This window comes from Phenylobacterium sp., assembly GCF_004299445.1.
In the GTDB taxonomy this organism is placed as follows: Bacteria; Pseudomonadota; Alphaproteobacteria; order Caulobacterales; family Caulobacteraceae; genus Phenylobacterium.
In genome coordinates this window covers 45,404-63,314 of record NZ_SCTC01000012.1, presented here as the reverse complement: position 1 = coordinate 63,314, position 17,911 = coordinate 45,404, and the positions used below count along the sequence as shown (strand labels likewise).

General features: G+C 69.2%; 21 protein-coding genes. 8 read left to right on the top strand and 13 right to left on the bottom strand.

Annotated elements, in window-relative coordinates; genetic code table 11:
- Positions 1–27: 27 nt before the first annotated feature.
- Genes EPN98_RS04220 through EPN98_RS04205 form a run of 4 tightly spaced genes read right to left on the bottom strand, consistent with a single transcriptional unit; the run spans position 28 to position 2,677 of the window.
- The gene (locus EPN98_RS04220) at positions 28–744 is read right to left on the bottom strand and encodes a hypothetical protein (RefSeq protein ID WP_293360777.1); all 717 of its coding nucleotides are present in this window, start codon (positions 742–744) and stop codon (positions 28–30) included.
- Between the two features lie 60 nt (positions 745–804).
- The gene (locus EPN98_RS04215; protein ID WP_293360774.1) at positions 805–1,851 is read right to left on the bottom strand and encodes a quinone-dependent dihydroorotate dehydrogenase; all 1,047 of its coding nucleotides are present in this window, start codon (positions 1,849–1,851) and stop codon (positions 805–807) included.
- Positions 1,848–2,186, bottom strand: a complete 339-nt coding sequence (locus EPN98_RS04210) for a DUF952 domain-containing protein (protein ID WP_293360772.1) — start codon at positions 2,184–2,186, stop codon at positions 1,848–1,850. Before EPN98_RS04210 ends, EPN98_RS04215 begins: the two co-directional genes overlap by 4 nt.
- Positions 2,186–2,677 (bottom strand): histidine phosphatase family protein, encoded by a 492-nt coding sequence (locus EPN98_RS04205; RefSeq protein WP_293360770.1) that lies wholly within the window; start codon positions 2,675–2,677, stop codon positions 2,186–2,188. The genes EPN98_RS04210 and EPN98_RS04205 overlap by 1 nt, the downstream gene beginning before the upstream one ends.
- Before the next feature lie 208 nt (positions 2,678–2,885).
- Between EPN98_RS04205 and EPN98_RS04200 the strand changes: the two genes are divergently transcribed.
- Positions 2,886–4,013: a homoserine O-acetyltransferase gene (locus EPN98_RS04200; protein WP_293360780.1), complete on the top strand. Its 1,128-nt coding sequence runs from the start codon at positions 2,886–2,888 to the stop codon at positions 4,011–4,013.
- Positions 4,014–4,033: 20 nt separating this feature from the next.
- On the top strand, positions 4,034–4,723 hold the full coding sequence (gene metW, locus EPN98_RS04195; RefSeq protein WP_293360767.1) for a methionine biosynthesis protein MetW: 690 nt from the start codon (positions 4,034–4,036) through the stop codon (positions 4,721–4,723).
- 1 nt (position 4,724) lies between these two features.
- Here metW and EPN98_RS04190 read toward each other — a convergent pair whose 3' ends face one another.
- The 3 genes from EPN98_RS04190 to EPN98_RS04180 all read right to left on the bottom strand — a co-directional run bounded on the left by EPN98_RS04190 (position 4,725) and on the right by EPN98_RS04180 (position 6,763).
- Positions 4,725–5,426, bottom strand: coding sequence for a hypothetical protein (locus EPN98_RS04190; protein ID WP_293360764.1), 702 nt, complete (start codon positions 5,424–5,426; stop codon positions 4,725–4,727).
- Positions 5,427–5,573: 147 nt separating this feature from the next.
- On the bottom strand, positions 5,574–5,918 hold the full coding sequence (locus tag EPN98_RS04185; RefSeq protein ID WP_293360761.1) for a P-II family nitrogen regulator: 345 nt from the start codon (positions 5,916–5,918) through the stop codon (positions 5,574–5,576).
- 47 nt (positions 5,919–5,965) lie between these two features.
- Positions 5,966–6,763, bottom strand: coding sequence for a methyltransferase domain-containing protein (locus EPN98_RS04180; protein WP_293360758.1), 798 nt, complete (start codon positions 6,761–6,763; stop codon positions 5,966–5,968).
- 69 nt (positions 6,764–6,832) lie between these two features.
- Between EPN98_RS04180 and gloB the strand changes: the two genes are divergently transcribed.
- Positions 6,833–7,594: a hydroxyacylglutathione hydrolase gene (gene gloB, locus EPN98_RS04175; RefSeq protein ID WP_293360755.1), complete on the top strand. Its 762-nt coding sequence runs from the start codon at positions 6,833–6,835 to the stop codon at positions 7,592–7,594.
- 37 nt (positions 7,595–7,631) lie between these two features.
- On the opposite strand, the gene EPN98_RS04170 is transcribed toward gloB, so the two are convergent.
- From EPN98_RS04170 to EPN98_RS04160, 3 genes are all read right to left on the bottom strand, one after another.
- Positions 7,632–8,384: a DUF4908 domain-containing protein gene (locus EPN98_RS04170; RefSeq protein WP_293360752.1), complete on the bottom strand. Its 753-nt coding sequence runs from the start codon at positions 8,382–8,384 to the stop codon at positions 7,632–7,634.
- Positions 8,385–8,513: 129 nt separating this feature from the next.
- Entirely contained in the window at positions 8,514–9,239 is a 726-nt protein-coding gene (gene phbB, locus EPN98_RS04165) for an acetoacetyl-CoA reductase (protein ID WP_293360750.1), read from the bottom strand.
- 47 nt (positions 9,240–9,286) lie between these two features.
- Positions 9,287–10,462 carry an acetyl-CoA C-acetyltransferase gene (locus EPN98_RS04160; RefSeq protein ID WP_293360747.1) on the bottom strand — a complete coding sequence of 392 codons (1,176 nt, stop codon included), beginning with the start codon at positions 10,460–10,462 and terminating at the stop codon, positions 9,287–9,289.
- Between the two features lie 175 nt (positions 10,463–10,637).
- Here EPN98_RS04160 and phaR point away from each other — a divergent pair, with 175 nt between their 5' ends.
- Both phaR and EPN98_RS04150 read left to right on the top strand, forming a co-directional pair.
- The gene (phaR, locus tag EPN98_RS04155) at positions 10,638–11,276 is read left to right on the top strand and encodes a polyhydroxyalkanoate synthesis repressor PhaR (protein WP_293360745.1); all 639 of its coding nucleotides are present in this window, start codon (positions 10,638–10,640) and stop codon (positions 11,274–11,276) included.
- Between the two features lie 40 nt (positions 11,277–11,316).
- Complete coding sequence (locus tag EPN98_RS04150) at positions 11,317–11,649, top strand: hypothetical protein (protein WP_293360742.1); 333 nt, start codon at positions 11,317–11,319, stop codon at positions 11,647–11,649.
- Positions 11,650–11,665: 16 nt separating this feature from the next.
- Here the strand turns inward: EPN98_RS04150 and EPN98_RS04145 are convergent, their stop codons facing one another.
- The gene (locus EPN98_RS04145) at positions 11,666–12,004 is read right to left on the bottom strand and encodes a helix-turn-helix transcriptional regulator (RefSeq protein WP_293360739.1); all 339 of its coding nucleotides are present in this window, start codon (positions 12,002–12,004) and stop codon (positions 11,666–11,668) included.
- 415 nt (positions 12,005–12,419) lie between these two features.
- Here EPN98_RS04145 and EPN98_RS04140 point away from each other — a divergent pair, with 415 nt between their 5' ends.
- Positions 12,420–12,803: a response regulator gene (locus tag EPN98_RS04140; RefSeq protein ID WP_293360736.1), complete on the top strand. Its 384-nt coding sequence runs from the start codon at positions 12,420–12,422 to the stop codon at positions 12,801–12,803.
- A 79-nt stretch (positions 12,804–12,882) separates the two neighbouring features.
- Here EPN98_RS04140 and EPN98_RS04135 read toward each other — a convergent pair whose 3' ends face one another.
- Positions 12,883–13,680 (bottom strand): SDR family oxidoreductase, encoded by a 798-nt coding sequence (locus EPN98_RS04135; RefSeq protein ID WP_293360734.1) that lies wholly within the window; start codon positions 13,678–13,680, stop codon positions 12,883–12,885.
- Between the two features lie 210 nt (positions 13,681–13,890).
- On the opposite strand from EPN98_RS04135, the gene EPN98_RS04130 reads away from it, so the two are divergent.
- On the top strand, positions 13,891–14,679 hold the full coding sequence (locus EPN98_RS04130; RefSeq protein ID WP_293360731.1) for a hypothetical protein: 789 nt from the start codon (positions 13,891–13,893) through the stop codon (positions 14,677–14,679).
- A gap of 33 nt (positions 14,680–14,712) precedes the next feature.
- On the opposite strand, the gene EPN98_RS04125 is transcribed toward EPN98_RS04130, so the two are convergent.
- Positions 14,713–15,432: an alpha/beta family hydrolase gene (locus EPN98_RS04125; RefSeq protein WP_293360728.1), complete on the bottom strand. Its 720-nt coding sequence runs from the start codon at positions 15,430–15,432 to the stop codon at positions 14,713–14,715.
- Between EPN98_RS04125 and ligD the strand changes: the two genes are divergently transcribed.
- Positions 15,431–17,902, top strand: coding sequence for a DNA ligase D (ligD, locus tag EPN98_RS04120; protein WP_293360725.1), 2,472 nt, complete (start codon positions 15,431–15,433; stop codon positions 17,900–17,902). The genes EPN98_RS04125 and ligD overlap by 2 nt on opposite strands.
- The last annotated feature ends 9 nt before the right edge of the window (positions 17,903–17,911 follow it).

Here is a 17,911-nt window from a genome sequence, read left to right as displayed (position 1 = left end):
GGTCTCGGCCCTGGCCGGCCTGATCGTCTACCTGGCGCTGAACCTCTTCCTGGTGCGGCCCGAGAGCTGGATCTTGGCTGCGGGATCGTCAGGATCGGCCCGGAACCGCTCCATCGCGAACGTGATCCGCTGCATGGGCCGCACCAGGAAGAGGTTCAGCGCCAGGTAGACGATCAGGCCGGCCAGGGCCGAGACCCCCGCCACGATGGCCACCAGACGCCAGAGGTAGGCGGCCAGCGCCCGCTTCAGCTCGGTGTCGGTGGCGACGAACTCGATGAAGTCGGCGGGCCGGAAGCGCGGCTCGGCCACCACGCGCATGCGCTCACCCGAGCCCATCAGAGTCTGGAACGGCGCGAACAGGCCCAGCCCCGCCGCGCGCGGTCGCAGGTCGACCAGATAGGGCGGCTTCGACGGTCGGGAATTGGCGAACACCAGGCGGCGCACCCCGTCGTTCGACACGGCCACGATCTCGACCCCTGCCCCGGCCAGCAGCTGCGACTTCAGCTGTTCCGAGACCACGCGGTCGGGCGCCACGTCAGCGGCCAGCGAGGCCAGTTCGGCGGCCCGCACCCGGTCCAGCAGCCACTGCTTCTCGTAGGCCGCCATGGCGGGCGGGATCGCCACGGCCCCGCCCAGAGCCGCGAACACGACGGTCAGCACAAGGAGGCGCGCAGAGAGGCCGCCGGGCCAGAAGAGGCGGCGGCGCCGGTTCCGCTCCGGGGCTTCGGTCGGTGCGTCCGCCATCGTCCTAACGAATTAGTGCAGCCCGGGCCCCCCGGCAACGAGAGGGCTGACCGACCTAGACTATTCGGCCCCGACGGCTTCCGCCACGGATCGGAAGCCGTCGGCCTGCAATCTCTGCGCAAGATCGCGCTTTATGTGCACAACCAGGCCCGGACCTTCGTAGGCCAGCGCCGAATAGAGCTGCACCGCCGACGCGCCGGCCCGGATCTTGGCGTAGGCGTCGGCGCCGGATGCGACTCCGCCCGCCCCGATCAGCAGGAAGCGGCCGTCCGCCGCCTGGCGGAAGCGGCGCAGGATGGCGGTGGAGGGTCCGAACAGCGGCGCGCCCGAGAGGCCGCCGGCCTCGTCGGCATGCCGCGAGCGGAGGGGCGGCCGGGCCACCGTGGTGTTGGAGACGATCACGCCGTCCAGCCCGTTGTCCGCGACGGTATCGGCGATCGCCTCGATCTCGCCGTCGTCCAGGTCGGGCGCAACCTTGAGGAACATGGGAACCGCCACGCCCTGCGGCAGGGAATCGGCCGTCCCCATCAGCCGGCCCAGCAGGTCCTCAAGCGCCGCCTTGGTCTGCAAGGCGCGAAGCCCGGGCGTGTTGGGCGAGGAGATGTTGATCGTGAAGTACGAAGCCATGCCCCAGAGACGGCGCAGGCCGGCCGTGTAGTCCGCCAGCCGGTCGACCGAATCCTTGTTGGCGCCCAGGTTCGCCCCCACCACGCCACGGCGGCGATGCGCCAGCCGCGCAGCGAACGCCTCGAGACCCTTGTTGTTGAAGCCCATGCGGTTGATCACCGCCTGGTCCTGCCAAAGGCGAAACAGCCGCGGCTTGGGGTTGCCCGCCTGAGGCAGCGGCGTGACCGTGCCGCACTCCACGAACCCGAAGCCGGCGGTCAGCATCGGCTCGTAGACCTCGGCGTCCTTGTCGAAGCCGGGCGCCAGGCCGATCGGATTCGGCAGCTTCAGTCCGGCGAGCTCGGTGGCCAGCAGGGGCGGGTCGGCCGGCGCCCGGGGCCCCAGGCCCATCTTCAGGCCCTTGATGGCCAGGCCATGGGCGTACTCCGGGTCCAGCCCGCGCATCGCCAGGGTGGCCAGTCCGTGCAGGTCGGCGGTCATGACGTGGGCATCCTCGGAACCCCATCCGCGCCCAGCTGCGCCTCATGCACGGCTCGCACGGCGCCGACGGCCAGCGGACCATAGAGGTGCGGGAACAGATCGCCGCCGCGCGACGGCTCCCACTTCAGGTCGACGCCCAGATCGTCGCCCTCCACCTCAAGCACCACAAGGTCGGTCAGGTTCGCGAAATAGCGCCGCGCCGTCTCGCCAGCCTGCGCGGCGGTGGAAAAGTGGATGTAGCCGTCCTGATGGTCCACCGCCGAGCCCTCGAAGCGCCCCGCTGCGACCGCGGCCGTCCATTCGGCGCGGGGCAGGATCTTGTAGATCCGGGTCATCAGCGGTCCGGGTAGAACAGGCCGTCGAACTGGGGCCGCCCGTTGGAGTCGAACAGGAACACGGCCGCCGCGGCGGTCGGGAAATTCCGTTGGGCCTTCGCAATCAGGCCCGAGGGCGCGGCGCCCTCCTGCAGCAGGCGGATCGTCAGCTCCTGCATGCCCGGATTGTGGCCGACCATCATCACGGTCGCGACGCTGGCGCCCGCCTCCTCGGCGGCGCGGCGGATCGTCTCGGAATCGGCGTGATACAGGTGGTCCAGGAAGCGGGTCTCGGCGTTGGGAAACGCCGCCTGCGCCGACTCCCACGTCGCCTTCGCGCGGGCGGCCGGCGAGACCAGGGCCACCTGCGGCTGGAAGCCCATGTCGGCCAGGCGCGCGCCCATCTCGGCCGACTCCTGCACCCCACGGGGCGCCAGTCGCCGGTCGAAATCCTCGCCGCTCTCGGAATCCGGTTCGGCCTTGCCATGCCGCAGGAGGATCAGCCGATCCATGGACGCTCCCAAACGCGCCGCTTGCGGCGCGTCGACTTAAGAACCCGACGCGGTCGGACGCAAACCGAAGCCAATCTGCTGACCGCGCCCCGCGTATTCTCCATAGCCTAGGTGCGGCCTGCTGCAAGCCATTGACACTCTCCGGGCAAGGCGGTCCAACGCGGCCATGACGGCGCAGGCTCCCATCACCGCGGGCATTGACGGCGCTATGCCCATCGGCGGCGGGACCTGGCGGTTCCCGGCGAACCGTCCGCTGCGCCTTGATTCGGGGGCCACGCTGGCCCCGCTCGAGATCGCCTACAAGACCTATGGCGCCCTGAACGAGGCCAAGACCAACGCCGTCCTAGTCTGCCATGCGTTGACCGGCGACCAGCATCTGGCCTCGACGCATCCGGTCACGGGCAAGCCGGGCTGGTGGGATCGTTTCGTGGGGCCGGGTCGGCCGCTGGACCCCCAGCGCCATTTCATCATCTGCACCAACGTCGTCGGCGGCTGCATGGGCACCACCGGCCCCGCCTCGACCGACCCGGCCACCGGCGCGCCCTATGGCCTCAAGTTCCCGGTGATCACCATCGCCGACATGGTCCGCGCCCAGGCGATGCTGATCGAGGACCTGGGGATCGAGACCCTGTTCGCCGCGGTCGGCGGCTCGATGGGCGGCATGCAGGTGCTGCAGTGGGCGGCCGACTATCCGGAAAAACTGTTCAGCGCCGTGGTGATCGCCGCGGCCGCGCGCCATTCGGCCCAGAACATCGCGTTCCACGAGGTGGGTCGCCAGGCGATCATGGCCGACCCCAATTGGATGAGCGGCGCCTATCTCTCAGCCGGCGTCCGGCCCGAGAAGGGCCTGGCCGTCGCGCGCATGGCCGCCCACATCACCTACCTGTCGGAACAGGCGCTGCAGCGGAAGTTCGGCCGCGAACTCCAGCGCGACGGCCTGTCATGGGGCTTCGACGCCGATTTCCAGGTCGAAAGCTACCTGCGCCACCAGGGGACCAGCTTCGTCGACCGCTTCGACGCCAACAGCTACCTCTACATCACCCGCGCGCTCGACTACTTCGACCTGGCGGGCCGGTACGGCGGCGTGCTGGCCGAGGCCTTCATGAAGGCGCGGCACGTCAAGTTCTGCGTCCTCAGCTTCTCCTCCGACTGGCTCTACCCCACGCCCGAGAGCCGCGACGTGGTGCGCGCCCTGAACGGCGCGGGCTGCCGCGCCTCGTTCGCCGAGATCCAGACCGACAAGGGCCACGACGCCTTCTTCCTGGACGAGCCCCTGCTCGATCAGACCCTGAAGGGCTTCCTGCACGCCCAGGCCCAGGCCCGAGGTCTAGCTTGACAGCGATCGGACCAAGCGGAGTGCGGGAGGACTTCGCCGAAATCCTCAAGCTGGTGCGCCCGAACGCGCGCGTGCTCGACATCGGCTGCGAGGACGGCGCGCTGCTCGAACTGCTGACCCGCGAGAAGAACGTCGACGGCCAGGGCCTTGAGATCAGCCCCGAAGGCGTCGCCGCCTGCCTGGCGCGCGGGCTGGCGGTGGTGCAGGGCGACGGCGACCGCGACCTCGACCACTTCCCGTCGCGGGCGTTCGACTACGCGATCCTCTCCAAGACCCTGCAACAGATGCGCGAGCCCAGGCACGTGCTTTCCGAGTTGCTGCGGGTCGCCGACCAGGCCGTGGTCTCGGTCCCGAACTTCGGACACTGGAAGGTCCGCTGGGCCCTGCTCAGCCGCGGCCGGATGCCCGAGACCGGCGCGCTGCCCGAGCCCTGGTACTCGACCCCCAACATCCACCTCTGCACGCTGCGCGACTTCGTCAGCCTCTGTGACGCGCTGGAACTGCGGATCGACGCCTGCGCCTCGCTGGCCGAAGGCAAGCCGGCCCGCCCCATCGACCCGCGGCAGCCCATCGAGAACTGGCGCGCCGAGACGGCGCTGTTCCTGCTGAGCCGCAAGACCGAGCCGCTCCCTGCCGCCGTCCCGCAGCAGAACCTGTTCGGCGAGGTGGAACTGCCCAAAGCCGAAGCGCCGAAGCCGCGCCGGCGTTAGCCTACCGCACCGAGATCATCTCGGCCCGGCCGTATCTGAGCGTCAGCCGCTTGAGCAGGATCGCCGCCGGGCCGCGCGGCACCGGGGCCACCACGTACTGCTTCGCCGCCCCGCCCGTGTAGCTGCTCCGGTCGCCCACCATCAGGCCGATGCGCAGCACTTCGCCGGTGTCCTGGCGGACCGCGAAGGTCTCGGGATAGTCGGTGTTGAAGTTGGCCACGGTCATCCGCACGCGGCCCCCCGCCGGTCGCCGGCCCCAGGTGCGCACCGCATTGGTGAGGGACGACGTCAGCACCGCACGCATCTCGGCCTTAACGGGCCCGTCCGGGTCGAACTTCGGATCGCAGTTGGTCGGCAGCTCGACCGGGATCCGCTGGGTTGCGCCGGCGTAGACGCGCTTGCGGTCCCGCTCCATGGCGACCTCGCCGCGCAGCAGCTCGACGTTGTAGCCCGACCGCTGGGTGACCACAGCTCCGGCCGAGCGCAACACCACCACGTACGAATCCGCCCAGCGCCGCACCCGCGGCACCGCCCGCATGTCCTCGCTCCAGAGATAGGCCGTGCGGCCATCCACGCGGACGTCCACGTGCGCGCTCTGCCCGAGACGCACGTAAGGGTCGCCCCACCACACCTTCGAAAAGCAGACATGGCGGCGCATGGCCTCGACGGCCTGCGCCGCGGTGAGGTCGGCCGCGGAGGCCACGCCGGCCACAAGGGCCCAGGTCGCGAGGGCCAGACCACTCGTCGAGCAGATCAGGCCATGCCCGGGACGACGAATGGTGGAATCTCCAATGACAAGAGTGAGCGTGACGACGTCACGCTCAGGGCCGGTTTCCTTGTCCGGGCCGAACTATCCCGCGATCGCCGCGGCGTCCTGCTCGCCCGTGCGGATCCGCAGGGCGCTCTCCAGATCGAGGACGAAGATCTTCCCGTCGCCGATCTTGTTGGTGTTGGCGGTCGCCTGGATCGCCTCGATCACCGCCTGCGCGATATCGGACGGCACGGCGATCTCCAGCTTCACCTTCGGCAGAAGCTTCACTTCGTACTCGGCGCCCCGGTACACCTCGGTCTTGCCGCGCTGGCGGCCATAGCCGCGCACCTCGGTGACGGTCAATCCCGACGCCCCGGCCTCGGTGACCGCGTCCAGGACAGCGTCCAGCCGGCTGGGCTTGATGATCGCGATGATCAGTTTCATGCGCCCTCGGGGCCTCCGCTCTTGAACGCGACGTCCATCGCCTACAGCTAAGACCTTCGCCGCGGCGGCGCCAAGCGCTGTCGCAGAGCCGGATGCTCGGAAGCCTCAAGGTTGGGCGCCCGCGAAACAGCCCCTGGGGCCGGCGCGAGCACCGGGCGGCCTGTGCGCACCCTCTGGCGATGGCCCTGCGGCTTCACCGCATAGGTCTGCTTCACCGCCTCCATCAGCAGCAGACCCGCAAATCCCGGCCAAAGCCGCGACCCCACCTGCTCGAATCCCTCGGCCCAGCGCGCCATCCAGCCGACCGGCGGCACGTACAGCGCCCGCGTCCAGCCCGATGGCTCCAGCCCGGCCTCGCGGACCAGCTCCACCAGCTGACTGCGAGTGTAGGGCCGGCCGTGGCCGAACGGCGTCTTCTCGGTGTTGGCCCACAACCCGTTGCGCGAGGCCACCGTAATGATCGCCCGGCCCGATGGCGCCAGGACCCGCCACACCTCGCGAAGAAAGCCCACCGGGTCGCTGCTCTCCTCCAGCCCGTGCACCACCAGCACCCGGTCGAACAGGGCGTTCGTGAAGGGCAGCCCGTCCTCGGGCGTCAGGCTGGCCAGGTTGGGGCCCTGCGCCGGCCACACCTCGACGCCCTGCTGTGCGGGCATTGCGGCCACGACTCGCCGGGCGCGCGGCATCAGGACCCCGACAAAGGGGGTCGCATAGCCCACCGCCAGCACATCCTGCTGGGCCGCGTCGCCCCACGCCTCAGCGAGCTTGCGCTCGACCATCGCACGCGCCGCCCGCCCCAGCTCGGAGGCGTAGAACTGGCGAAGCTCGAGCACATCGCGGCGCATGAGTTGTGGCTATCCTCGACGGACGCTCATCGCCACCCTAAATCGTGGGGCGCAGCCCGGAGGTCCGACATGCCGCTCACCGTCCACCAGTTCGCCTGCCTGTCGGACAACTACGGCTTCCTGATTCGCGACGAGGCCTCGGGTCAGACCGCCTGCATCGACACGCCCGAGGCGGCCGCGGTCCTGCGCGAGCTGGACGACCTGGGCTGGGAGCTGGACTTCATCCTCAACACCCATTGGCATCCGGACCACGCGGGCGGCAACGCCGACATAAAGGCGATGACCGGCTGCACCATCGTGGGGCCAGCCGAGGTGACTCGCATCGCGCCTCTGGATCGTGAAGTGGGCGGCGGCGACACCGTCCAGCTGGGCGAGACCACGTTCCAGGTGATCGAGAGCGGCGGCCACACGCTGGGCCACATCGCCTACTTCGACCCCGCAGACCGGGTCGCCTTCGTGGGCGACACGCTGTTCGCCCTGGGCTGTGGCCGCTTGTTCGAAGGCACGCCCGAGCAGATGTGGGACAGCCTCCAGCGCCTGGCCGCCCTGCCGGACGACACTCGGGTCTACTGCGCCCACGAGTACACGGCCTCGAACGCCCGCTTCGCCCTCAGTGTCGACGATGGCGCGGCGCTGAAGACCCGGGCCGACGAGATCTTCGCCGCCCGTGAGCGCGGCGAGTGGACGGTCCCGACCACGATCGCGCTGGAGAAGGCCACCAACCCCTTCCTCCGAGCGCCCGTCCTGGCCGCCAAGGTCGGCGCCGCCGGGAAGCCCGACGCCCAGGCCTTCGCCGCCGTGCGCGCGGCCAAGGACAACTTCAAGGGCTAGTCTCGCCGTCCCACGAAGCGGGAGAGGAAGGAGGGGTCTACTTGCCCGTCCGCAGCACCTTTTCCACGCGCTCGGACGAGGGGCGGCCGGCCAGGCCCTGGCTGGGCGCGACGATGATGCGCAGGACGCCGCCCGAGAAGCTGACCTGCGCCTTCTTGCCCTCGGAGAACTGAACCTTGCCCACCTTGGCCAGCATCGGGCGGCCCCCGTCCGAGGCGATCCGAAGGTAGGCCAGGGTCACCACCAGGGCGGCGTCCGCGATCAGCGCGGCCGAGTTCGGCGTCGCCTCGGCTTCGAACAGCACAGGGCGCCGCGCCGCGCGGCCCGAGCGGACCGAGGCCTGCAGCATCCGCTCGCCCAACGCCTGCGGGCTGATGAGCATCAGGCGCAGCGGCCCGCAACCGCCGGCCCGAGACACCGCCTCGCCGCTGGGCCGCTTGTCGGTGAACAGGGTGAAGCCGCCCAGGCGCGTCGCGCGCAGCATCGGCTGGCCCAGGTCGTTCTTGTAGATGACGTCGCCGCGCGGCGCGGGACTGGGCAGCAGCGCCCACACCTCGGGGCTGTCCTCGAACTTCAGCAACGGCGAGGGCTGGGTGCGGTCCAGCGTGAAGATCCGGCCGTCTTCCGACATGAAGCAGCCGACCGGCGCGCCCGGGACTTCCCCCGGGCGATTCTTGAACAGGCTGTCGCGCAGCTTGTCGGCCGGCCCCGCTCCGGCTGAAGACGCAAACGTCAGCATCGCGACGCCGAACAGCGCCGCGCAAATCGCCCTTCCCGCCGCCGTCTGCATGCCACTCATCTCGGCGCAGCAGATGCCGTGGGATCGGGGCGCTTTTTGGACGTGACGGGGGCGCGAACGCTTCGGCAGCGCCCCCATTCCGCAATCGTCACGCTTTTTCCGTCCGCCGTGGTTGGGATGCTACCCGACCAGGTACTGGCCGCCATTCAATGAAAGAGTGGTTCCCGTCACGTAGGCGGCCCGCTCGCCGGCCAGGAACGAGACCGTGTCGGCGATCTCCTCCCCGCTGCCGAGGCGGCCCGCGGGAATCTGGGCGATGATGCCCTCCAGAACCTTCGGCGGCACAGCCTGGACCATCTCGGTGTCGATGTAGCCGGGGGCGACGCAGTTCACGGTGACGCCCTTCTTGGCGTTCTCGAGCGCCAGCGCCTTGGTGAAGCCGATAACGCCCGCCTTGGCGGCCGAGTAGTTCGTCTGGCCGACCTGCCCCTTCTGGCCGTTGATCGAGCTGATGTTGATGATCCGGCCCCACTCGCGCTCGCGCATGCCCTCGATGACCTGGCGGGTCATGTTGAACAGCGAGTCCATGTTGACCCGGATCACCTCGCTCCATTGTTCCGAGGTCATGCGGTGGAAGACGCCGTCGCGGGTGATGCCGGCATTGTTCACCAGCACATCGATCGGGCCCAGTTCCGCTTCGACCTTGTCTACCGCGGCCCTGCAGTCCGCGAAGACACCGACGTTGCCCTTGACCACCATCACGCCCAGTTCCTTGGCGCAGGCGGCGGCCGCCTCGTCGTTGCCGGAATAGCCCGCCGCCACCTGCAGGCCGTCGGCCTTCAGCCGCTCGACGATCGCCCGCCCGATGCCACGGGTCCCCCCGGTGACAAACGCAACCCTCGCCATTCAATCTCTCCCTAAGCAGCCGACGCCGTTGATCCGGTCGTTCGGTATCAGACTTTTTCCACACACATTGCGACGCCCATGCCGCCGCCGACGCACAGCGTGGCGAGGCCCTTCTTGGCGTCGGTGCGGCTCATCTCGTGCAGCAGGGTGGTCAGGATGCGGGCGCCCGATGCGCCGATCGGGTGACCGATGGCGATGGCGCCGCCGTTGACGTTCACCTTCTCCGGATCCAGCCCCAGCTCGCGCACCACGCACAGCGACTGCGCGGCGAACGCCTCGTTCGATTCGATGAGGTCCAGATCGCTGACCTTCCAGCCCGCCCGCTCCAGCGCCTTGCGGCTGGCGGGGATGGGGCCCGTGCCCATGATCTCGGGATCGACGCCGGCGTTGGCCCAGGAGGCGATTCGGGCCATCGGCTTCAGACCGCGCTTCTTGGCCTCGTCGGCGCTCATCAGCACCAGCGCGGCCGCCCCGTCATTGAGCCCCGAGGCGTTCGCCGCCGTGACGGAGCCTTCCTTGTTGAACGCCGGACGCAGGCCCGCCATGGCCTCGAGGGTCGCGCCGTGACGGATGTATTCGTCCTGGTCGACAACGGTGTCGCCCTTCCGGCCCTTGATGGTCACCGGCGCGATCTCGCTCACGAACTTGCCGGCCTTCTGGGCGGCCTCGGCGCGGTTCTGCGACACGACCGCGAACTTGTCCTGGTCCTCGCGGGTGATCTGCCAGCGGGCCGCGATGTTCTCGGCCGTCTGGCCCATGTGATAGCCGTGGAAGGCGTCCCACAGGCCGTCCTTGATCATGGTGTCGACCAGCGCCAGGTCGCCCATCTTCTGGCCGCCGCGCAGCTGCTGGGCGTGGGGCGACTGGCTCATGCTTTCCTGGCCGCCGGCGATGACGATGTCGGCCGACCCGTCGGTGATCTGCTGCGCCGCCAGGGCCACGGCCCGCAGGCCCGAACCGCAAAGCTGGTTGAGGCTCCACGCCGGGCTTTCGTTCGGGATGCCGGCGTTGACCGCCGCCTGACGCGCGGGCCCCTGCCCGGCGCCGGCCTGCAGCACCTGGCCCAGCACCACCTCATCCACGTCCGAGGCCTTGATGCCGGCCCGCTCGATGGCCGCCTGGATGGCGATCTTGCCCAGCTCGTGGGCAGGCAGGCTCGACAGCGCGCCATTGAAGGAGCCCACCGGCGTACGGGCTGCGGAGACGATCACGATGTCGGTCATTGACTTGTCCCTGTTGGGTTTCAGACGGCCCAGGCGACATCTATTGACTTCCCTCGAAGGGAGGGCAAGGCCCGGCTCCCCAATTGGTTGATGCCATTTGCTTATGTGCTCGCATCCGCGATACTGCGCTGCAGAATGGCGGACGAGTCTTCGGGCGCCTCACGAAGGAACAGGGATGGCCGACACCCAAGGGACCGGCGCCGAGGCTGCGGGAAGTTCCGCGGGCGGCGAGCGCGTCGTCATCAAGAAGTACGCCAACCGGCGACTCTACAACACTGCCTCGTCCAGCTACGTCACCCTCGAGCACCTCAGCGAGATGGTGAAGCAGGGCGTCGACTTCGTCGTCTATGACGCCAAGACCAACGAGGACATCACCCGCACCGTCCTCACGCAGATCATCTTCGAGGAAGAGAGCCAGGAGGGGCAGAGCCTTCTGCCGATCCAGTTCCTGCGCCAGCTGATCAGCTTCTACGGCAACTCGATGCAGGCGTTCGTGCCCAGCTATCTCGAGATGTCGCTGGCCAGTTTCACCCAGCAGCAGGAGCGCCTGCGCAACCAGTTCGCGACGTTCGGCCAGGGTGCGGGCATCGGCGCCTACGAGGAACAGATCCGTCAGAATCTCCAGCTGTTCGACCGGGCGATGAAGATGTTCTCGCCCTTTGCCTACGCGCCTCCGGCCCGCGGCGATGAGCCCGTAGCTCCTGCTCCCCCGCCTGCGACAAAAGCGGACACTCAGTCCGATGAGGCGTTAACGCTCTTGCGCAAGCAGATGGCCGAGATGCAGGCTCAGCTCGACAAGCTCGCGAAAGGCTGACTCTTGGTGGTGGCGCGGCTATTGCTGGTTGTGGGGCACGATGTCTCGCATTGACCGCATTCGCCATGCGGCCCTCGTGCGCAGGGCCAATAGAGCCGAGGCCGACCGGGCCGAGGACACCCATGGCGCGGGCGAGGCGAACATGCCGGTCGCGGTGACGCCCGCCGCCAGCCCGCGCACCTTCAAGGACGATCCACGCCAAGGCTATTCCGAGGTGGCGGCCCAGCTGATGGGTCAGCACGGCGAACGCCGCGGCCTGCGCGCCGGCCCCGGCCTCTTTGGCCTGGCTCGCGACGCGTACAACAGCATCGAGTGGTCCGGCAGCTACGACCGGCGCGCCCGCAAGGGCCGCCAGGCCCGGACCGAGATCTAGGCCCCAAGCTCACGCTTCAGGCGCCCGACGGGTTCGGGCCGCCGCCTGAGGACTTGAGTCGCGCGACCTCGGCCTCCAACGCGGCCACCCGTCGCTCGAGCGCAGCGATGCGCGCTCCGGCGTCCTGTCCGGGCACGGGCGTCGAAACGCCGGCGCGGTTGGCGACTTCGGCGGCCGAAACCCCCAGCAGCTCGGCAAAGGCCGCCACCTGCCCGGCGGAAACTTCCCTCTGGTCCTTGAAGACCAGCGTCAGCTCGTCCTCAGAAAGCCCGGCCACAGCCGCCATCACGGCGCGCGAAAGCCCCCTCTCCTCGAGTTTCTCGTCAAACCAGGGGGCGTCGAAGAAGAGGGCCATCCATCCAGCCTCGTGTGGCGCGGAACTTGCTTAACGGTTCGCAGGACCACCCGCCACGGGGCCACCGATGCTGCTCTTCCTTTCCCGCGCGTTCGAAGTCGCCGTGGTCACGCTGATCCTGTCGGCCTTCACCTGACGATGACGTCCGCATCCCGCCAGCCGCCGGGGGCCGGACCGGACAAGGCGGGTTCGAGACAGGAGGAACCGTCCATGATCTCGATCCTCGAACCCGGCGACATCGGCGCGCCCACCGTCGCCAGGCGCGACGACGAGCCGACCCAAGGCGCCCCGCGGCTTCACGGGTCACGCACACGGCTAGCGCGCACACGCCTGCGCATTCGCCCAGGCATTGTGGACACTGCGCCGCAGGGCGTCGCCCCCGCCGCTACGTCATAGTGAACGTAGGGGAGCCAAGATGACGGGCAAGACCGGTAAGCGGCGCCAGCGTCGGGTGCTGGTGGTCGACGACCACGACATGCTGCGGAGCGGGTTGAGCCTGGCGCTCAGCGCCGCCGGCTACCGCGTCGACAGCGCCGCGGACGGTCTGGCCGCCCTGGCCGCCGTCTCGCAGTCGCGACCCGACGTCGTGGTGCTCGATCTGCGGATGCCGGTGCTGGACGGCCACGCCACCCTGGCGCGTCTGCGGGCCGACCCGGCCACCGCCAATATCCCCGTCGTCATCGCGACCGCCGCGGAGGACCAGCGCAGCCGCATCCTCGCCGACGGCGCCGCCGCCTTCGTCACCAAGCCGATCGACGCCTACCAGCTGCTGCGCGAAGTCTCGCTGGCCCTGGCTTAGGGGCGCGCAACGCCCGCACGCCTTGCCGTCCGATCTTGAACGTCATGGCCGGCGCAAGGCCGACCATGACGTTCCTCGCCTACAGCGCGAACGAGAACCCACCGTTGACCGGATAGACCTGGCCCGTGATCCAGGGCGAGGCGTCCGAGGCCAGGAACTGGACCATGTTGGCGATGTCGTCCGGCCGGCCGGGGCGGCGGATGATGTACTTCTCCAGGGTTCGCTTCAGCCGTTCGGGATCGCCGTTCAGCGTGCGTTCCACCGCCGGCGTCGCCGTCAGCGCGATCGCCACCGAGTTGGCCGTGATGCCGTAGCGGCCAAGCGACCGTGCCACCGAGCGCATGAAGCCCGCCGCGCCCGCCTTGGCGCCCGCATAGATCTCCAGGCCCGCGTCGCCCCACCGGCTGGCGTCCGAGATGACGGTGATGATCCGGCCCGGCGCCTGGCGCTGCAGCATGCCGGGGATCACCGCGGCGGTGCAGTTCATCACGCCGTACAGGTTCACGCCGATGAAGCTGTTCCAGACCTCGGGGCCGGTTTCCCAGAACGGCTTGCCCAGCTCGGCGGACGGATTGGCGCCCGCGTTGCCGGCGTTGTTCACCAGGATGCCCACCACGCCCACATCGGACGCGGCCTTGGCCACCATCTCCTTCACTGCCGCGTGGTCCGAGACGTCGCACTGCAGGGCGATCGCCTTGCCGCCCGCCGCCTTGATTTCCTCGGCCACCGCCTCGGCGCGGGCCAGCACATAGTCGTTGACCACCACGCCCCCGCTGCCTTGCGCGTCGGCCAGCTGCAACGCGATCTGCCGCCCCACGCCCTGGCCCGCGCCCGTCACCAGCGCGACACGGCCGCCCAGATCCAGAATATCCGTCATCGTCTCGCTCCCATTCCACGTCGTTGGCGGGAAGCTTTGCGCGGGGTCGCCGCGGCGGCAATCGTGACGCCAAGGAAGGCTCACGCTCGGTCGCCGTCGTTTCCGCCCCCTCAACACCCCCAATCGGGGGACGCCGGGACCGGCCAGCGCCTGTACCCACGGATCGCAACGCAGACCAACTGCGGGCGTCCAGTCGCAATGGGGGTGCACATGGCCAGACTGTCCTACAATCCGAACACCGGAACGGTGACGTTCGCCGACGTCTCGGTGATCGCCGTCGCCAACGCCACGCTGGTGACCGCGAACGCCACCACGCTGCACGTTCGCGTCTCGGTCTCCGGAACGATCACCGGGACCGTCGACGCCATCTACAGCGGCAACTTCACCACCATCGCCGGCGTCCCGACGGGCGGCGAGTTCACCGGCCTGCGGGTCGATTTCAACGGCCAGACCCTGCTGCAGATCAGCGACTTCTCGCTGCCGTTCTCGGCCACGCAGGCCCCGAGCTTCGACAACCTGATCGCCCAGATCATGACCGGCAACGACGTGGTCACGGGCGGCGCCATCGCCGAGATCCTGCAGGGCTTCGCCGGCGCCGACAGCATCGACGGCGGACTCGGCTTCGACTTCGTCCAGGGCAACGGCGGCAACGACACCCTGGCCGGCGGCGACGGGAACGACGTGGTCCGCGGCGGCCGCGACGACGATGTGCTGTTGGGGGGGCCCGGCAATGACTTCCTGTCGGGCGACCGCGGCAGCGACACCGTCACCGGCGGGGCCGGGGCCGACATCTTCCACACCTTCACGGGCGCCGGCATTGACCGGGTCACCGACTTCAACCGCGGCGAGGGCGACCGCGTCGGCGTGTTGTCGGGGACCACCTACACGGTCAGCCAGTCGGGCGGCGACGTGATCATCGACCTGGGCGGAGGCAATCAGATGATCCTGGTCGGCGTCCAGCAGTCCAGCCTGACCGACGGCTGGATCTTCAACATCTAAAAAGCTCCCCTCGCGCGCTGTCAGGGGTGCACTTCAGACGGCGCGCATCCACGTCACCGCCCGCGCCAGGAGCTCGGCCAGGACCTCCGGGTCTTTTCGGCCGGTGCGGGCGGGGACGTGGAACGAGTGGTCGGCGTCGTCGGCCAGGATCAGCGTCGCCCGCGCGCCGAGTCCCGCCACCACCGGCTTGAGCAGATCCAGCTCGGCGAGCGTGTCCTTCGTGCCCTGCAGGAACAGCATCGGGACCGCCACGTCCTGCAGATGATCGGCCCGTTCGGTCCCCGGCTTGCCCGATGCGTGCAGCGGAAAGGCGAAGAACACCAGGCCGCGCACGCCCGCCAGCTCCCCTTTGGCCTGAGCCTGCGAGGTCATCCGCGCGCCGAACGAGCGGCCGCCGGCGAACAGGGGCAGATCGCCGGCCCGCCTCAGCCCCTCCTCCGCCGCCGCGCGCACCGCCGCCTGCGCCACCGACGGCGTATCGGGTCGCTTGCCGCCCTTCTCCATGTAGGGGAACTGGTAGCGCAGCGTGGCCACGCCCAGCGCCTCCAGCCCGTCCGCGGTCGCCGCCATGTGCCGATGCGTCATGCCCGCGCCGGCGCCATGGGCCAGCACCATCACGACCGCCGGGTCGGCAGGCGACTGCCACAGCCCCGAGACGGTCTCGCCGTTGGGCAGGGAGAGGGTGAGCGCTTGGGTCGGCATGCCGCGAGCATAGACGTTTCCGCCACGGCTCGGCATGGTCGTTCCCGACATGGCGTCAAGCCTAGACAAATACCGCGCCAAGCGCCGCTTCGGCGAGACGCCCGAGCCGGTCGGCGGTTCGGCCGCCCCATCTGACACGCCCCGCTTCGTCATCCAGAAGCACAAGGCCAGCCACCTGCATTACGACCTGCGGCTCGAGATGGGCGGGGTGTTGAAGAGTTGGGCCGTGCCGCAAGGCCCGTGCCTCGACACCAAGGTGCGCCGCTTCGCCAAGCTCACCGAGGACCACCCGATCGAGTACGGGTCGTTCGAGGGACGCATCCCGGCCGGCAATTATGGCGCGGGCACGGTGATCATCTGGGATCATGGGACCTATGTGTCGCTCAAGGATCCCGAGCAGGGTCTGGCCGACGGCGAGATCAAGTTTCGCCTCTCGGGCACGAAGCTCACGGGCGGCTGGACGCTGGTCCGGCTGAAGGGGGATGGGACCGACTGGCTGCTTATCAAGGAGCGTGACCCTTCGGCCCGACCGCTGGCCGACTACGACGTGCTGGTGGAGGAGCCCAACAGCGCGGTCACCGGCCGTCCGGTCGAGGACCCCATCGACGCGCCGGCCGCCGCGCCCCGCAAGGCCGCTCGCCGGAAGGCGCCGGGCAAGATCGCAGGCGCCGTCGCCGCCCCCTTCCCGACGACATGGAAGCCGCAGTTGGCGTCGAGCGCCGAGCAGGCCCCACGGGGCAAGGGCTGGATCCACGAGATCAAATACGACGGCTATCGGACGCTGGTGTTCTTCAATGAGGGCCAGATCCGGCTGATCACCCGGAACGGTCACGACTGGACCCACCGCTATTCGGCGCTGGCCAAGGCGTTCGAGAAGTTGCCCTGCAAGACCGCGATCCTGGATGGCGAGGTGGTGGTCCAGGACGCGCGCGGAGTCTCCACCCTGGACCTGCTGGAACAGGCGTTGAGCGAGGGCGCCTCGCACGCCATGACCTACTTCGCCTTCGACCTCGTCTACCTCGACGGCCACGACCTTTCAGCCGCCCGCCTCATCGACCGCAAGCAGGCGCTGGAGGGGCTGATCGCGCCCCTGATCGCCTCGAACTCGCACATCCAGTTCAGCGACCACGCCGACGCCGACGGCGACGCCCTGTTCGCCCAGGCCTGCCGCATGGGCCTGGAAGGCATCGTCTCCAAGAAGGCCGACGCCCGCTACGTCCAGTCCCGCTCGACGTCCTGGGTGAAGGTCAAGCGCCTCGAGATGGGAACCTTCGTGGTGGTTGGTTTCCTGTCGAACATGCCCCGCAACGCCTCGTCGCTGCTGATCGCCGAGGAGCGCGACGGCGAGTTGGTCTACGCCTCCCGTGTCGGCTCGGGCATCAGCGAGGACAAGGCCCGCGAGCTCTACGCCGCGCTCTCGGAACACGTCCGGGACAAGCCCGTGGTGGCCGCCCCGAAGACCCCCGGCGCGGTCTGGGTCGACCCGGTCTACGAGATCGAAGTGGGCTATCGCAGCCGCTCGGTGAACGATGCGCCCCGGGCGCCCGTTTTCTTCGGCATGAGCCCCCGCAAGATGAAGTCGTCCATCGGCGCCGTGAAACCCCGACTGGTCAGCGACCGCGACCTGGCGTCGATACATCTGACCAATCCCCAGCGCGAGTTCGCCCTGGCCGGCGCCGGCACAGGCGTCACCAAGCTGGACGTGGCGATCCACTACGCCCGGGTCGGAGACTGGATGCTGCCCGAACTTCTACGACGGCCGGTCACCGTTATCCGTTGTCCTACCGGCGACCTGAAGGACCTGTTCTATCAGCGCCACGCCTTCGCCGGCCTGCCGCCGGGGGTCGAGACCGTCGAGTTGGCGGACGAAGACGAACAGGCCGCGTTCATCACCGTCACCGAGGCCAGGGGCTACCTGGGCCTCGCCCAGTTCGGGGCCCTGGAATACCACCTCTGGGGCTGCCGCATCGACGATCCGGAACACCCTGACCGCATCGTCATGGATCTCGACCCCGACGAGAGCCTGCCCTGGGCCAGGGTGTGCGACGGGGCCGAACTCCTGCGCGCGCGGATGGAGGGCATGGGCCTGCGCACGTTCCTGCGCACCACCGGCGGCAAGGGCCTGCACCTGGTGACCGCGCTGGCCCCGGGGCACGACTGGCCGACCGTGAAAGGCTTCGCCGAGGCGATCTCGCGCGCCATGGCCGCCGAGCACCCGACGCTCTTTACGGCTGTCTCCTCGAAGGAGCGGCGCAAGGGGCGCATCTACCTCGACTATCTGCGCAACGCCCGTGGCGCGAGCGCGGTGGCGTCCTACTCGCTCCGGGCCAGGCCGAGCTTCCCGGTCGCCACGCCGATCGAATGGGAAGAGCTGCGGAAACTGTCGGGCGGCGCCGCGTTCAATCGTCTTAACATCGTGAAGCGGCTGGAGAGTCTGGCCGCAGACCCCTGGGATGAGCTATTATCGAGTAGTTCAAAGATTACGCCCAAGATGCGGCGTGACGTGGGGATGAAGAGTTAAGGGGATGGG